Raw genomic sequence first — 12,948 nt, forward strand, 5'->3', positions numbered from 1 at the left:
TGGAATGAGTAGTTACCTAATGGAATAACGTACTGGTAAAGCTGCGAACAAAATGTGCTTAACGGATGATATTTCGGGTATTTCAGAGCAAATGAAATTGTGCAACCCGCGTCACAATTTCATACTAGCGGGGCAAAAATTTTCGCCCGATTTAACCCGGGATAACGACTAAGGAATTTCGAATGTTCACCTTACTGCGTCTGGGGGCGCTGGCAGCGTTAATCGGGTGCGGGATAAGCCTGCCGGCAGGCGCAACGACGGGAAAAGTGGGCAGCATTGCCGAGCAGCAGCTGCGCCATATTGCCACCTATTTTCCCGGACGCATGGCGGGCAGCCCGGCGGAGATGCTGACCGCCGACTACCTGCAGCAGCAGTTCAGCGCACTGGGCTACAAAAGCGATACGCGCCGCTTTAACACTCGCTACCCCTGGCACCATCGGGACGGCGAAGATACCTGGCGCAACATCAGTGCAACCTCGGTGATTGCCGCCCGCGAAGGCGAGGTCCCGCAGCAGATCCTGATTATCACCCACAGCGACAGCACATCACCGCAGAGCGACGCCGACGTGCAGAAAAACCTCGGCGGGCTGACCGCTCAGGCGGCGGACAATAACGCCTCCGGTCTGGGAGTGATGCTGGAACTGGCTGAGCGCTTAAGCAAGGAGCATCTGCACTACAGCCTGCGCTTTGTCGCGCTCAGCGGGGAAGAGATCGGCCAGCGCGGCAGCGAAGACTATCTGGCGCGAATGAAGCCGGAAGAGAAACAAAATACTCTGCTGGTGATAAACCTCAACAGCCTGATCGTCGGCAATCATCTCACCTTCAGCAGCGGAAACACGACCCCGCAGGCGGTGATGCGCCAGACTCGCGATCGGGCGCTGACGCTGGCCAGGCGCAGCGGGATTTATGCCGTCGGTAAAAAAGAAAAAAATGCTAACGGCAGCCCGTTCGACCGCGCCGGTTTTCCGCTAATGACGGTCAGCACCAGCGACGGCCCGCCTGGCAAAGTGCCCACGGTGCTGAAACAGCATTTTCCCGCTGGGCTACGCAATCAGGCGCAACGTGATAATCTGGCCTACATTGACCGCTGGCTTCCGGGCCGCATTACCAGCCGAACCCACAGTACCGTGGCCGTGCTGCTGCCGCTGATCCGCGAACTGGCCAATCCCTGATATGTGGAGACACTAATGTATATCGTTTTTCTGAGTTACACCCGCCCGATGGAAGAAGTGGAAGCGCTGCTGCAACCGCATATTGAGTGGCTGAACCGCTACTTCACCGCTGGCGCATTTATCAGTGCCGGGCGTAAAGAGCCGCGCACCGGGGGGATGATTATGGTGAAAGAAATGGACCGTAAGCAGCTGGATGTCATTCTGGCCGAAGATCCGTTCCAGCAGGTGGCGAGTTATGAGGTGACCAAAATCAATATCACCCGCTCGGCGAATAAATTCGCGGCACTGACGGGGATTTGATCCTGCCGCTTCTCCCTGCGTTTTGCGCGCAATACGCGTCACGCCGGGAGATGTTGGGTAACGGGTGAATATAGGAAGTTTACGGTAATGGCCTGCGGTGCGGTGATCCTGGGCATCATCGGCTGGGCGCATAAGGAAGAGCACCGCGTTGCGGCCGCCGCAGGAATACTGGGAATGGCAACGATAGCCTTTCAGCCCGCGATGACAGTCTTCGCTCTAATTATACTGTTCGCACTGATTACGATTTATCTGCAAGACATTATTGAATTCGTAACAGGTTTATTGGGGTAGCACCGTCAGTTTCAGCAGATCTTTGCCGGGAATGATATTCGCCGTATCACTCGCCCGTAACGCACCAAAATAGAACTCTTCAGCGTTCAGCCCCGGCATATTATGCAGGCGAATATCATATCGCACGGATGTTACTCGTGCAGGCCGCACTCGCGCTTCAGACCAAAGAAGCGCGTCTCTTCCTCAGCCATACCCGGCTCCCATTTACGGGTAGTGTGGGTATCGCCAACGGAGAGGTAGCCCTGCTCCCACAGCGGATGGTAGTCCAGACCGTTCTGCTGTAGGTACTGATAAACCTGGCGGTTATCCCAGTCGATAATCGGCAACAGCTTGAATACGCCTTTCTTGATCGCCAGCACCGGAAGATGCGCCCGGCTACCGGACTGATCGCGGCGCAGACCGGCGAACCAAGTTTGTGCATTCAGGCTTTCCAGCGCGCGGTTCATCGGCTCAACCTTATTGATCTGGTTGTAGCGTTCAATGCCCTCCACGCCCTGCTCCCACAGTTTACCGTAGCGTGCTTCCTGCCAGGCCGCGCTGTGTTCTGCACGGAACACCTTCAGATTTAGATCCAGCTGCTCGGTCAGTTTATCAATAAACTGATAGGTTTCCGGGAACAGGTAGCCGGTATCGGTGAGGATAACCGGGATATCCGGCTTCTGGCGGGCGACCAGATGCAGGCTCACCGCCGCCTGAATACCGAAGCTGGAGGTCAGCACCGCTTCGCCCGGCAGGTTTTCCAGCCCCCAGATCACCCGATCTTCGGCTGAAAGCTTATCCAGCCGGTTATTGATCTCGGCGAGCGCCATCACGCTCTCCACCTTCGGTAGTGCATTCAGTTCAGAGAGATCGAGTACCGCCATCTTACACCTCCATCATTCCCAGAAATCACGGGCCGGATCGAGCACCGGTCTGACGATGCCGGTGCGAATCGTAAAGTCTCCGAAGCCTTCATCTGCTTCGCGCTCTTTCGACCAGCGGCCGATCAGTTCATCAAGCGTCGCCAGGATTTCCGTTTCATTAATGTTCTCGCGATGCATACGCGGAATACGGGTTCCCATGCGGTTACCGCCCAGGTGCAGGTTATAGCGCCCAGGCGCCTTGCCCACCAGGCCGATCTCAGCCAGCAGCGCACGACCGCAGCCGTTCGGGCAGCCGGTGACACGCAGCACGATATGCTCATCGCCCACGCCGTGCGCGGTCATGATGCCTTCCACGCGGGTAACAAACTCCGGCAGGAAGCGTTCGGCCTCCGCCATCGCCAGCGGGCAGGTCGGGAACGCCACGCAGGCCATGGAGTTCTCACGCTGGTGGCTGACACTTTCCATCAGGCCGTGCTGCTTCGCCAGTTGCTCAATCTTGTCTTTTTCAGACTCCGGCACGCCGGCCACAATCAGGTTCTGGTTAGCGGTTAAGCGGAAGTCGCCCTGGTGGATCTTGGCGATCTCCGCCAGACCGGTTTTCAGCGGGCGGCCCGGATAGTCGAGCAGGCGGCCGTTTTCCACAAACAGCGTCAGGTGCCATTTGTTATCAATGCCTTTTACCCAGCCGAAGCGATCGCCACGGGTGGTGAACTCATACGGACGGATCGGCTCGAAGGTGATACCGGCACGGCGCTCCACTTCAGCTTTGAAGACGTCCGGCCCCACGCGCTCCAGCGTATATTTGGTTTTGGCATTTTTACGGTCGGTACGGTTGCCCCAGTCGCGCTGGGTGGTCACCACCGCAGCCGCCACGTCGAGAATTTTCTCGACCGGCAGATAACCAAACTCGCTGGCGGTGCGCGCATAGGTGGCTTTGTTACCGTGGTCGATGGACAGACCCCCGCCGACCAGCAGGTTAAAGCCAATCAGCTTGCCGTTCTCAGCAATGGCGATAAAGTTCAGGTCGTTGGCGTGCAGATCCACATCGTTATGCGGCGGCACCACCACGGTAGTTTTGAACTTACGCGGCAGATAGGTTTCACCCAGGATCGGCTCAACGTCGGTGGTCGCTACCTTCTCCTGATCCAGCCAGATTTCCGCATAGGCGCGGGTCTGCGGCAGCAGGTGCTCGGACAGCTTCTTCGCCCACTCGTACGCTTCCTGATGCAGTTCAGACTCAATCGGGTTTGAGCTGCACAGCACGTTACGGTTCACGTCATTGGCGGTCGCCAGCGCGTCCAGACCCACTTCATGCAGCATCTGGTGGGCAGGTTTGACGTTGCCCTTCAGAATGCCGTGGAACTGGAAGGTCTGGCGGTTAGTCAGGCGGATGCTGCCATAAATGGTGTTATCCGTGGCGAATTTATCAATGCCCAGCCACTGCTTCGGCGTCATGATGCCGCCCGGCAGACGGCAGCGCAGCATCATCGCATGGCGCGCATCCAGCTTCTGCTCGGCGCGCTCGGCGCGAATGTCGCGGTCATCCTGCTGATACATACCGTGAAAACGGATCAGCAGGAAGTTGTCGCCGTTGAAGCCGCCGGTCAGGCCGTCGTGCAGATCTTCGGCAATGCCGCCACGCAGATAGTTGCTCTGTTTTTTCAGGCGCTCGGCGTCGACCAGCTTACCTTCGACGACCAGCGGCCCAGGGTATCTTTCATTGCTCATTAGTACACATCTCGCTGGTAACGGCGCTCAATGCGCAGCTCACTTAAAAATTCATCTGCCGTTTCGATGTCCATGCCACCGTATTCGGCTACCACTTCCAGTAATGCTTGCTCAACGTCTTTAGCCATGCGATTGGCATCGCCGCAGACATAAATGTGTGCGCCTTCCTGAATCCAGCTCCACACTTCCGCCCCTTTCGCGCGGATTTTATCTTGTACGTATATTTTATGTTTCTGGTCGCGTGACCAGGCTAAATCAATGTTGGTCAGCAGGCCGTCTTTCACGTAGCGCTGCCACTCCACCTGATAAAGGAAGTCTTCGGTAAAGTGCGGATTACCAAAGAACAGCCAGTTTTTGCCGCCCGCGCCGTCGTTATCGCGCTGCTGCATAAAGGCGCGGAACGGTGCGATACCGGTGCCCGGGCCAATCATAATCACCGGGGTTTCCGGGTTGGCAGGAAGACGGAAATTGTCATTGTGTTCGATAAACACGCGGATTTCATCGTCTTCGGCCAGGCGATCGCCCAGATAGCTGGAGGCTCCACCCGCACGGGCGCGGCCTTCAATTTCATAGCGCACCACGCCAACGGTAATGTGCACTTCCGTTTCGTTCTCGGCCTGAGAAGAGGCGATCGAATACAGGCGCGGCGTCAGCGGACGCAGCAGAGCGGTCAGCTGCTCGGCGTTCAGCTCGGTCGGCGCGAAGCGGGCCATATCGACGATCGGCGTATTCTGCGCATACTGCTGCAGGCTGGCCTTATCCGTGATCTGCGCCAGCAGCGCGTCGTTATGGGAAAGTTTGGCATACTGCTCGACGATCTGCGGAGTATTCACCGTCAGTTCGTAGTGTTTTTGCAGCGCTTCCGCCAGCGGCAGCGTTTCACCGTGCACGCTGACCGGCTCATCGCCCTTCAGCCACAGCAGGGCCAGCAGCTCTTCCACCAGCGCGGGATCGTTCTCAAACCACACGCCCAGCGCGTCACCCGGCTTGTAGCGCAGCCCTGATTCACCGAGATCGATCTCAATATGGCGCACGTCTTTATCGGAATCACGGCCGGTGACTTTCTGGTTGACCGCAAAGCTGGCAGTCAGCGGCGCTTCTTTAGTGTAAGGGCTGCTGTGGATCTCATTGACGCTGCCTGCCGCCGTGACCGCCGCAGCGGCAGGGGCTTCTTTCGGCACGCGCGCCTGTAGGATTTCCACCAGCTGTTTACGCCAGGCTTCGGCCGCCGCGGCGTACTCAACGTCAGCATCCACGCGATCCAGCAGGCGTGCGGCACCCAGCTCGGCCAGCCGGTTATCGAAATCTTTCCCCGCCTGGCTGAAGAATTCATAAGAGGTATCGCCCAGGCCGAACACCGCAAAGGCGCTGGCGTCCATTTTTGGCGCTTTCTTCGACATCAGGAATTTATGCAGCGCCACGCCCTCTTCCGGCGGTTCACCCTCGCCCTGCGTGGAGGTCACCACCACCAGCAGTTTTTCCTGCGCAATCTGCTTGAACTTATAGTCACCGGCATTCACCAGGTTGACGTTAAGCTTCGCCGCAAGCAGGTCATCCCGCAGTTGCTCTGACAAGCGGCGCGCGTTGCCGGTCTGTGAGGCAGAAAGGATGGTGATGATTGGCACTTCAACCTGAGCCGGTGCGGCAGCGACAACGGCACCGGGAGCCTGGTTGACCATGCCCCAGAAATAACCGGACAGCCACGCCAGCTGGGTAGGGGTATAATCTCCGGTCGCTGCCTGTAAGCGGGCAAGCTGATCGGGATTCAGCGGAAGCATATTGAGAGGTGCCTGAGTCGTCATTGCGTCGATAATTCCAGTGTCGGAGATCTGTTTACTGACAGGGTAAGGGCAAGCAGAATAACCCTTAAATAAGGGTTGGCAATAATTAATAACCAAAATGACTAAATGGTTTTTCAGGTAAGGCTTATTGGCAAAACAGGTTGATAATGTTTTTATTTATCAGCCAGTTAAAACATCAGGCATTTGGTTTACACTTTGACCGGGCGCCGTTGCCGGGAAACGGGTGCGAAAAAAGCCGTTTTCCGGTATCCTGCGGCGGTTTTCACCATCAAGACTGAGACTGTAACCATGGCGACCACGCTGTTTAAAGATTTTCAATTCGAAGCCGCACACCATCTGCCGAATGTGCCTGCCGGGCACAAATGCGGCCGACTGCACGGGCACTCTTTTATGGTGCGTCTGGAGATCACCGGCGAAGTAGATGCGCATACCGGCTGGGTAATGGACTTTTCCGAGATCAAAGCGGCCTTTAAGCCGGTTTACGATCGACTGGACCATTACAACCTGAACGATATTCCTGGTCTGGAAAATCCCACCAGTGAAGTGCTCGCAGCCTGGATCTGGCAGCAGATGAAGCCAGCACTGCCGCTGCTGAGTGCGGTGATGGTAAAAGAGACCTGCACCGCCGGGTGCGTTTATCGCGGCTAATTGGTCCCGTTGCCGGTCACCGCTGGCAACGCAGAGCGATCCTCATTCCGTTGCCTGATAGTCGGCGTCCGGGATAAGGCCAGTCTGAGCACACCGGAACGGCAAAAGACGCTCCATGCGGGCCTCGGCACGCGGCATCCCTGCCGCGTGACGTCCGGCTTACCTCAGACTGACCTCATCCCCATCTGTATCGTTCTCTCTGCCCTTACACTGATATATCTCGGTAAAATGAAAATAAGCCTTAAAAATCAATCTTACTTCCTTATGCGAAATCTGGCATAGCTTTGTTCATATTTATATATTCTTATCGAATATATAATAGCAAATCACGATATATGGTCGTTTTTTGAGTTCGTGATAGTCTCTCGCCATAAGTTCAGGTCAATAATAATAACTTATTAAGAGAAGGTGTCGCGTGCCCGCATGGCTTAATTTAGCAATTGATTCATTCTGGCCGATGCTTTATGCCGGACTGACCTTTACCATCCCATTAACGTTAATTTCCTTTATTCTGGGTTTATCCCTGGGCTTTGTTGCTGCACTGGCCCGTTTATATGGACCGGAGCCGTTAAAGAAGGTTGTTCGTTTTTATGTGTGGCTTATTCGCGGCACCCCGCTGCTGGTGCAGCTGTTTCTGATCTTCTATGCTCTGCCCAGCGCCGGTATTACGCTGGATGCGTTTCCCGCCGCGATAATTGGCTTTACGCTGAATATCGGCGCCTATACGTCAGAGGTGATCCGCGCCACTCTGCTTTCCGTGCCGAAAGGCCAGTGGGAGGCGGCGCACTCTATCGGCATGAACTGGGCTCAGGCGCTGCGCCGGGTGATTATTCCCCAGGCGGCGCGCATTGCCGTGCCGCCGCTGTCGAATACCTTTATTTCACTGGTAAAAGATACGTCGCTGGCCTCGGTGATTACCGTGCCCGAGCTGTTCCTTGCCGCGCAGCGAATTGCGGCAGTGACCTATCAGCCATTAATATTATATACCGAAGCGGCAATCGTTTATTTAATTATCAGTTCAGTACTCTCTTCTCTACAGACCCGTCTGGAGAAAAAACTGGAAAATACAGGCGCAGTGAAGGAGAAAGAGAATGATAACGCTGTCCGGCATTGAAAAAAGATTCGACGACAATCCCGTATTAAAAAACATTAACCTGACGATTAAAGAAGGCAGCGTGACGGCATTGATCGGTCCGTCGGGCAGTGGGAAAAGTACCCTGCTGCGCTGCGTGAATCTTCTTGAAGTTCCGCAGGCCGGGGAATTAACGCTCGGAAAAGAAAAACTCGTATTTAACGGCAGCGGGCGCGCCGGCAGAAAAGATGTTTATCGCATCTGCCAGCAGACCGGCATGGTATTTCAAAGCTTCCAGCTGTTCCCTCATCTGCGGGTGATTGAAAACATTACCGAAGGCCTGATTACCGTGCATAAGCAGTCGGTGAAACAGGCTAAGGAACGCGCTGAGGAACTGCTGGCCAAAGTAGGGCTGCTGCACAAGCGCGATGCCTGGCCAGCCAATCTTTCCGGCGGCCAGCAGCAGCGCGTGGCGATTGCCCGCGCGCTGGCCCCCTCGCCGAAGGTGCTGCTGTGCGACGAGCCGACTTCCGCGCTGGATCCCGAACTGTCGCTTGAAGTGGTGGCGGTATTACGACAGCTGGCCAAAGAAGGGATGACCATGCTGATGGCCACTCACGACCTGCGGCTGGCGGCCAACATTGCCCAGCAGGTGGTATTCCTGGAAGCGGGTGAAATTGTTGAAACCGGCACCTCACAGGACATTTTTACCCGGGCGCAAAAAGCCCGAACTAAAGCGTTTATCTCCACCCTGACCGAAACCCTGCCCGATTCATGGGAAATTTGACGTTAAGACTGTATTACCCAACCCATTCAGGAGTTATGACTATGAAAACTATCGCAACGCTGCTGCTGGCAGGCATGGTACAAATCGGTTTTTCTGGCGCAGCGCTGGCGGAAACCGATCTGGCAAAAATCCAGTCGGCGGGCGTGTTTAAAATCGGTACCGAAGGCACCTATCCGCCGTTTACCTTCCACGATGCTTCCGGCGCGTTAACCGGTTTTGACGTTGATATTGGCCGCGAAGTGGCAAAACGCCTGAAGGTGAAGGCTGAATTCGTTGAGGGTAAATGGGACGGCCTGATCGCCGGTCTGGATGCGAAACGCTATGAGGCAGTGATTAACCAGGTGTCGATCACCCCGGAGCGCCAGGCGAAATATGATTTCTCTACGCCGTACCTGTCTTCAAAAGCGGCGCTGATTGTGCGTGACGACAATAAGACGATCAAAACCTTTGAGGACCTGAAGGGGAAAAAATCTGCGCACACCCTGACCAGTAACTATGCCCAGCTGGCGCGCGGCTACGGCGCGGAAATCGTTGCTACCGATGGCTTTAACCAGTCGGTTGATCTGGTGGCCCAGGGCCGCGCAGATGCCACGATCAACGATAACCTGTCGTTCCTCGATTTCAAAAAGCACAAGCCCGATGCGCCGGTGAAGATCGTCGCCAGCCGTTCCGATGCCGAGCAGGTAGGCATTCTGATTGAGAAAGGTAACCCGCAGCTGAAAGAGGCGATTGATAAGGCGCTGGCCGATATCAAGAGCGACGGCACCTGGCAGCGTATCTCAGTCAAATACTTCGGCACTGACGTGTCCAAATAAACCCGCAGCGGGCTGCATCCTCAGCCCGTTTTGCGCCTGCGATTGCGCCACCGCCTCCCACGCCCGTTCGCGGGCGTATTTGAAATATTTTGTCATATTCCTGTCACGCCCGCTCTCTAGTCTGTCGCTCTCCACTAAAGATCGAGAGAATCTCAATGAAGCTTTTCAGCAAACTTTCCGTTATCGCTCTGGTTTTTTCCGCCTGCGCCCAGGCCAGCACCATTAACATCCTCGACTTCCCTCAGCCGGATAACAACCCGGAAGAGTTCTACGCGCTGACCGAGATCCCGGCCGGTGGCATCATCAAGTATGAAACCGACGCGAAAACCGGCTTTATCGTTGCCGACCGCTTCCAGTCCATGCCGGTGGCCTATCCGGCCAACTACGGCTCGCTGACCCAGTCGCTGGGCGGTGACGGCGATCCGCTGGATGTGATCTTCTACACTCGCGCACCGATGGCGCCGGGTACGCTGATCAAACTGCGTCCGATCGGCGTGCTGAAGATGATCGATGGCGGCGAGTCCGACGACAAGATCGTCGCGGTTCCGGCCAGCAAGATCGATCCGACCTATGACGATATCAAATCGATGAGCGACCTGCCTAAGATCGAGCAGGAACGTCTGGAAGCATTCTTCCGCGTCTACAAGCAGCTGCCGGACGGACGAAAGAAAGTTGAGCTGAACGGTTTCGGTGATACCGCTGCGGCGAAGACAGAAATTAAGTCGGCGTACGATGCCTGGAAAGCGAAATCAGGTCAGTAAGCGATAAGGGGACGCTGCATCGTTGCGGCTGTCCCCTCTTTCGTCAGGCGATGTTCAGGTATTTATGCGTCTGCATCGACAGCCGCCAGTTGCGGGCAATACAGGTATCGATGCACAGCTGAGTCGCATCCGCTTTCTGGCTGATCGGCTGCAGGGCAATAATGCGGGCTTTGTCGTCATCCAGCGTAGCCAGCAGCGCATCCAGCGCATCGACGTCGCGCTGACGCGCCACCGGATGCTTCACCTCATCGGCGCGAACCAGCGCCTGATTCAGCACGTCATAGCCGCCGCGCATGTTGACCTTCGGTGATACCGTGACCCAGGTTTCCCGCGTACAGCGCACCGGGTGCGTGCCGCTGGTTTCAATCTGACAGCTGAAGCCCTGCTGCTGCAGGCTTGCTGTCAGCGGAGTCAAATCGTGAATGCACGGCTCGCCGCCGGTGATCACGATATGGTTGGCCGTCCAGCCGTTACCACGGATCACGCCAATCAGCGCATCGGCATCCGCCGCGCCCCAGGCATCGGTTTCCACCGTCTTGAGCAGAATATCCCCCAGCGAGGTTTCCCGATCGGCCAGCTTATCCCAGGTGTGTTTGGTATCACACCAGCTGCAGCCCACCGGGCAGCCCTGTAAGCGGATAAAAATTGCCGGTACGCCGGTATAAATACCTTCGCCCTGCAACGTCTGGAACATTTCATTTATCGGGTACTGCATCGACTTCTCGGCTGATGGTTAAATTACGGTCGCAGATTATGGCAGATTGTCGGCCCGGGACCAACCAAAGCCTGCGCTGCATGTGGTAAGAAAATTTAAGGCTGCCTAAATTAACCCCTGTAAACGCCTGGAGGCCTCTTCACCGGCAAACCATTCCACCAGAAAATCGAGCAGCGCGCGCAGCTGACGCGACTGGTGCTGGCGGGAGGTATAGATGGCAAAAATCCCCAGTCTGTCGAGCTGATACTCCGGCAGCAGCGCAACCAGCCTGCCGCTCTCCAGCAGCGCCCCCACGCTGTGCAGCGGCTGCATAGAAATGCCCGCCCCGGCCAGCGTGGCGCTGAGCAGCATCAGAGAGTCGTTAGCGCTGATACTGCCGCTGACCGCGACCGTGTCGTGCTCCTCCCCCCGGCTGAAGTTCCACAGGCTTTTGCCAAAGTTCGAATAGGTCAGGCAGTTATGGTGGATGAGCTGTTCAGGATGCTGCAGCGTGCCTTCACGGGCCAGATAAGCCGGCGTGGCGCAAAGGACCGACTCGCAGGTGTTCAGCGGTCGGGCGATCAGATTCGGCTCCAACTGGCCGGTGATGCGCAGCGCCAGATCGATACGCTCCTCCACCAGATTCACCAGCTGGTTGCTGGAATGCAGATCGATGCGAATGCGCGGATAGCGCTGCTGGAAGGCGGTTATCGCCGCGGCCAGCACGCTGTTGCCCAGCGACAGAGAACAGGAAATCCGCAGCAGCCCGGCGAGCGCTTCTCCCTCCGGCTGGTTGCTCTGCTCAATTTCACCCGCCAGAAGGAGCATCTGCCGACATCGCACCAGCGCGTGCTCTCCGGCCGGAGTCAGGCTCAGTCGACGGGTGCTGCGATGCAACAGCCGCGCGCCGGACCACGTTTCCATTTCGCTCAGATAACGCGTGATCATCGCCCGCGACATGCCGAGTACGTCCGCCGCTGCCGTCAGGCTGCCCCGTTGCACAATGGTGATAAAAACATTTGCCGCCGTCAGTCTGTCCATTATATGTCCGATTTATGCAACAATCTGTTGCCTGATAGTCGGTTTATTCCACGGGATATGCAACCTAAACTGGTTATTTTACGGCTAAGGTAATTTTAAAATGAAAACTCGTTTCGCCCTGCTGCTGGCTTTTGCTGCCAGCCCGTCGCTGTATGCCGCCCAACCGCTCAATCTTGACGTCTATAACCCCGGAGAAAACAGCATTTTCGCCGTTTCATCGGAAATCATCACCGGTCCGACCGAAGCGGTGCTGATCGACGCTCAGTTCCAGCGCAACGATGCCGAAGCGTTGGTTAAGCGTATCAAGGCCAGCGGTAAGCGCCTGACGACCATCTTTATCAGCCAGTCGGACCCGGATTACTATTTCGGTCTGGACACCCTGCACCGCGCCTTCCCCGACGCGAAAATCGTCGCTACCGCGCCGACCGTTGAGCTGATCAAGCAGACCAAAGACGGCAAGCTGGCTTTCTGGGGGCCGAAGATGGGCGACAACGCGCCGCAGTCGCTGATCGTGCCCGAGGTGATTCAGGGCGACAGCTTTAAGGTTGATGGCGAGACGGTAGAGATTAAAGGGCTGAAAGGGCCGCAGCCGCACGACAGCTATCTGTGGGTTCCGGCACTGAAAACCGTGCTCGGCGGCGTGGTGGTGTCCGGCAATAATATCCACGTCTGGCTGGCGGATGCGCAGAGTAAACAGGAGCGCTCGGCGTGGCAGCAGAAGCTGGAAGATATCAAGGCGCTGAGACCAGTCCGTGTGGTACCTGGGCACTTCCTGCCGGGTGCCGATGAGAGTGTCGCCTCGGTCAATTTCACCCTGCGCTACCTGCAAACGGCTGAGGCAGAACTGGTAAAAACCAAAGACTCTCAGGCGTTTATTAATGCGATGAAGCAGCACTATCCGCAGCTGAAGGATGAGTCTTCACTGGAACTGAGTGCCAAAGTGCTGAAGGGCGAAATGAAGTGGCCGCAGTAGG

General features: G+C 56.4%; 15 protein-coding genes. 9 read left to right on the top strand and 6 right to left on the bottom strand.

Annotation, left to right across the window (positions count from 1 at the left end):
• Positions 1-182 precede the first annotated feature (182 nt).
• From EC836_RS05415 to EC836_RS05425, 3 genes are all read left to right on the top strand, one after another.
• Positions 183-1,172 carry an aminopeptidase gene (locus EC836_RS05415; protein WP_123330912.1) on the top strand — a complete coding sequence of 330 codons (990 nt, stop codon included), beginning with the start codon at positions 183-185 and terminating at the stop codon, positions 1,170-1,172.
• 15 nt (positions 1,173-1,187) lie between these two features.
• Complete coding sequence (locus EC836_RS05420) at positions 1,188-1,472, top strand: YciI family protein (RefSeq protein WP_123330914.1); 285 nt, start codon at positions 1,188-1,190, stop codon at positions 1,470-1,472.
• Positions 1,473-1,559: 87 nt separating this feature from the next.
• Positions 1,560-1,763 (top strand): hypothetical protein, encoded by a 204-nt coding sequence (locus EC836_RS05425; RefSeq protein WP_123330916.1) that lies wholly within the window; start codon positions 1,560-1,562, stop codon positions 1,761-1,763.
• Here the strand turns inward: EC836_RS05425 and EC836_RS24715 are convergent.
• The 4 genes from EC836_RS24715 to cysJ are packed head-to-tail and all read right to left on the bottom strand — an operon-like array spanning position 1,752 to position 6,156.
• The gene (locus EC836_RS24715; protein WP_158612771.1) at positions 1,752-1,889 is read right to left on the bottom strand and encodes a hypothetical protein; all 138 of its coding nucleotides are present in this window, start codon (positions 1,887-1,889) and stop codon (positions 1,752-1,754) included. The genes EC836_RS05425 and EC836_RS24715 overlap by 12 nt on opposite strands.
• A gap of 5 nt (positions 1,890-1,894) precedes the next feature.
• Positions 1,895-2,626: a phosphoadenylyl-sulfate reductase gene (locus EC836_RS05430; RefSeq protein ID WP_123330918.1), complete on the bottom strand. Its 732-nt coding sequence runs from the start codon at positions 2,624-2,626 to the stop codon at positions 1,895-1,897.
• 12 nt (positions 2,627-2,638) lie between these two features.
• Positions 2,639-4,354, bottom strand: a complete 1,716-nt coding sequence (gene cysI / locus EC836_RS05435; protein WP_123330920.1) for an assimilatory sulfite reductase (NADPH) hemoprotein subunit — start codon at positions 4,352-4,354, stop codon at positions 2,639-2,641.
• Positions 4,354-6,156 carry an NADPH-dependent assimilatory sulfite reductase flavoprotein subunit gene (cysJ, locus tag EC836_RS05440; RefSeq protein WP_123330922.1) on the bottom strand — a complete coding sequence of 601 codons (1,803 nt, stop codon included), beginning with the start codon at positions 6,154-6,156 and terminating at the stop codon, positions 4,354-4,356. The genes cysI and cysJ overlap by 1 nt, the downstream gene beginning before the upstream one ends.
• Before the next feature lie 288 nt (positions 6,157-6,444).
• Between cysJ and queD the strand changes: the two genes are divergently transcribed.
• The 5 genes from queD (at position 6,445) to EC836_RS05465 (ending at position 10,239) form a co-directional block, all read left to right on the top strand.
• Positions 6,445-6,804: a 6-carboxytetrahydropterin synthase QueD gene (queD, locus tag EC836_RS05445; protein ID WP_123330924.1), complete on the top strand. Its 360-nt coding sequence runs from the start codon at positions 6,445-6,447 to the stop codon at positions 6,802-6,804.
• A 415-nt stretch (positions 6,805-7,219) separates the two neighbouring features.
• Positions 7,220-7,918, top strand: coding sequence for an amino acid ABC transporter permease (locus EC836_RS05450; RefSeq protein ID WP_199735035.1), 699 nt, complete (start codon positions 7,220-7,222; stop codon positions 7,916-7,918).
• Entirely contained in the window at positions 7,896-8,663 is a 768-nt protein-coding gene (locus EC836_RS05455; RefSeq protein ID WP_123330926.1) for an amino acid ABC transporter ATP-binding protein, read from the top strand. The genes EC836_RS05450 and EC836_RS05455 overlap by 23 nt, the downstream gene beginning before the upstream one ends.
• Positions 8,664-8,704: 41 nt before the next feature.
• Positions 8,705-9,478: an amino acid ABC transporter substrate-binding protein gene (locus tag EC836_RS05460; RefSeq protein ID WP_105593935.1), complete on the top strand. Its 774-nt coding sequence runs from the start codon at positions 8,705-8,707 to the stop codon at positions 9,476-9,478.
• Between the two features lie 155 nt (positions 9,479-9,633).
• A complete protein-coding gene (locus EC836_RS05465) occupies positions 9,634-10,239 on the top strand; it encodes an inorganic diphosphatase (RefSeq protein WP_123330928.1) in 606 nt (201 codons plus the stop codon).
• A gap of 43 nt (positions 10,240-10,282) precedes the next feature.
• Here EC836_RS05465 and queE read toward each other — a convergent pair whose 3' ends face one another.
• A complete protein-coding gene (gene queE / locus EC836_RS05470) occupies positions 10,283-10,954 on the bottom strand; it encodes a 7-carboxy-7-deazaguanine synthase QueE (RefSeq protein WP_123330930.1) in 672 nt (223 codons plus the stop codon).
• A 105-nt stretch (positions 10,955-11,059) separates the two neighbouring features.
• Positions 11,060-11,974, bottom strand: a complete 915-nt coding sequence (locus EC836_RS05475) for a LysR family transcriptional regulator (protein WP_123330932.1) — start codon at positions 11,972-11,974, stop codon at positions 11,060-11,062.
• 100 nt (positions 11,975-12,074) lie between these two features.
• Here EC836_RS05475 and EC836_RS05480 point away from each other — a divergent pair, with 100 nt between their 5' ends.
• Positions 12,075-12,947 carry an MBL fold metallo-hydrolase gene (locus tag EC836_RS05480; protein WP_123330934.1) on the top strand — a complete coding sequence of 291 codons (873 nt, stop codon included), beginning with the start codon at positions 12,075-12,077 and terminating at the stop codon, positions 12,945-12,947.
• Position 12,948 lies beyond the last annotated feature (1 nt).

Origin of the sequence: Erwinia sp. JUb26 (genome assembly GCF_003751505.1) — a bacterium.
In the GTDB taxonomy this organism is placed as follows: domain Bacteria; phylum Pseudomonadota; class Gammaproteobacteria; order Enterobacterales; family Enterobacteriaceae; genus Erwinia.

What these genes read in the sequence shown, in the direction of transcription:
- EC836_RS05415 (WP_123330912.1), top strand. Translation starts at nt 183, where the DNA reads ATGTTCACCTTACTGCGTCTGGGGGCGCTGGCAGCGTTAATCGGGTGC.
- EC836_RS05420 (WP_123330914.1), top strand. Translation starts at nt 1,188, where the DNA reads ATGTATATCGTTTTTCTGAGTTACACCCGCCCGATGGAAGAAGTGGAA.
- EC836_RS05425 (WP_123330916.1), top strand. Translation starts at nt 1,560, where the DNA reads ATGGCCTGCGGTGCGGTGATCCTGGGCATCATCGGCTGGGCGCATAAG.
- EC836_RS05430 (WP_123330918.1), bottom strand. Translation starts at nt 2,626, where the DNA reads ATGGCGGTACTCGATCTCTCTGAACTGAATGCACTACCGAAGGTGGAG.
- cysI (WP_123330920.1), bottom strand. Translation starts at nt 4,354, where the DNA reads ATGAGCAATGAAAGATACCCTGGGCCGCTGGTCGTCGAAGGTAAGCTG.
- cysJ (WP_123330922.1), bottom strand. Translation starts at nt 6,156, where the DNA reads ATGACGACTCAGGCACCTCTCAATATGCTTCCGCTGAATCCCGATCAG.
- queD (WP_123330924.1), top strand. Translation starts at nt 6,445, where the DNA reads ATGGCGACCACGCTGTTTAAAGATTTTCAATTCGAAGCCGCACACCAT.
- EC836_RS05455 (WP_123330926.1), top strand. Translation starts at nt 7,896, where the DNA reads ATGATAACGCTGTCCGGCATTGAAAAAAGATTCGACGACAATCCCGTA.
- EC836_RS05460 (WP_105593935.1), top strand. Translation starts at nt 8,705, where the DNA reads ATGAAAACTATCGCAACGCTGCTGCTGGCAGGCATGGTACAAATCGGT.
- EC836_RS05465 (WP_123330928.1), top strand. Translation starts at nt 9,634, where the DNA reads ATGAAGCTTTTCAGCAAACTTTCCGTTATCGCTCTGGTTTTTTCCGCC.
- queE (WP_123330930.1), bottom strand. Translation starts at nt 10,954, where the DNA reads ATGCAGTACCCGATAAATGAAATGTTCCAGACGTTGCAGGGCGAAGGT.
- EC836_RS05475 (WP_123330932.1), bottom strand. Translation starts at nt 11,974, where the DNA reads ATGGACAGACTGACGGCGGCAAATGTTTTTATCACCATTGTGCAACGG.
- EC836_RS05480 (WP_123330934.1), top strand. Translation starts at nt 12,075, where the DNA reads ATGAAAACTCGTTTCGCCCTGCTGCTGGCTTTTGCTGCCAGCCCGTCG.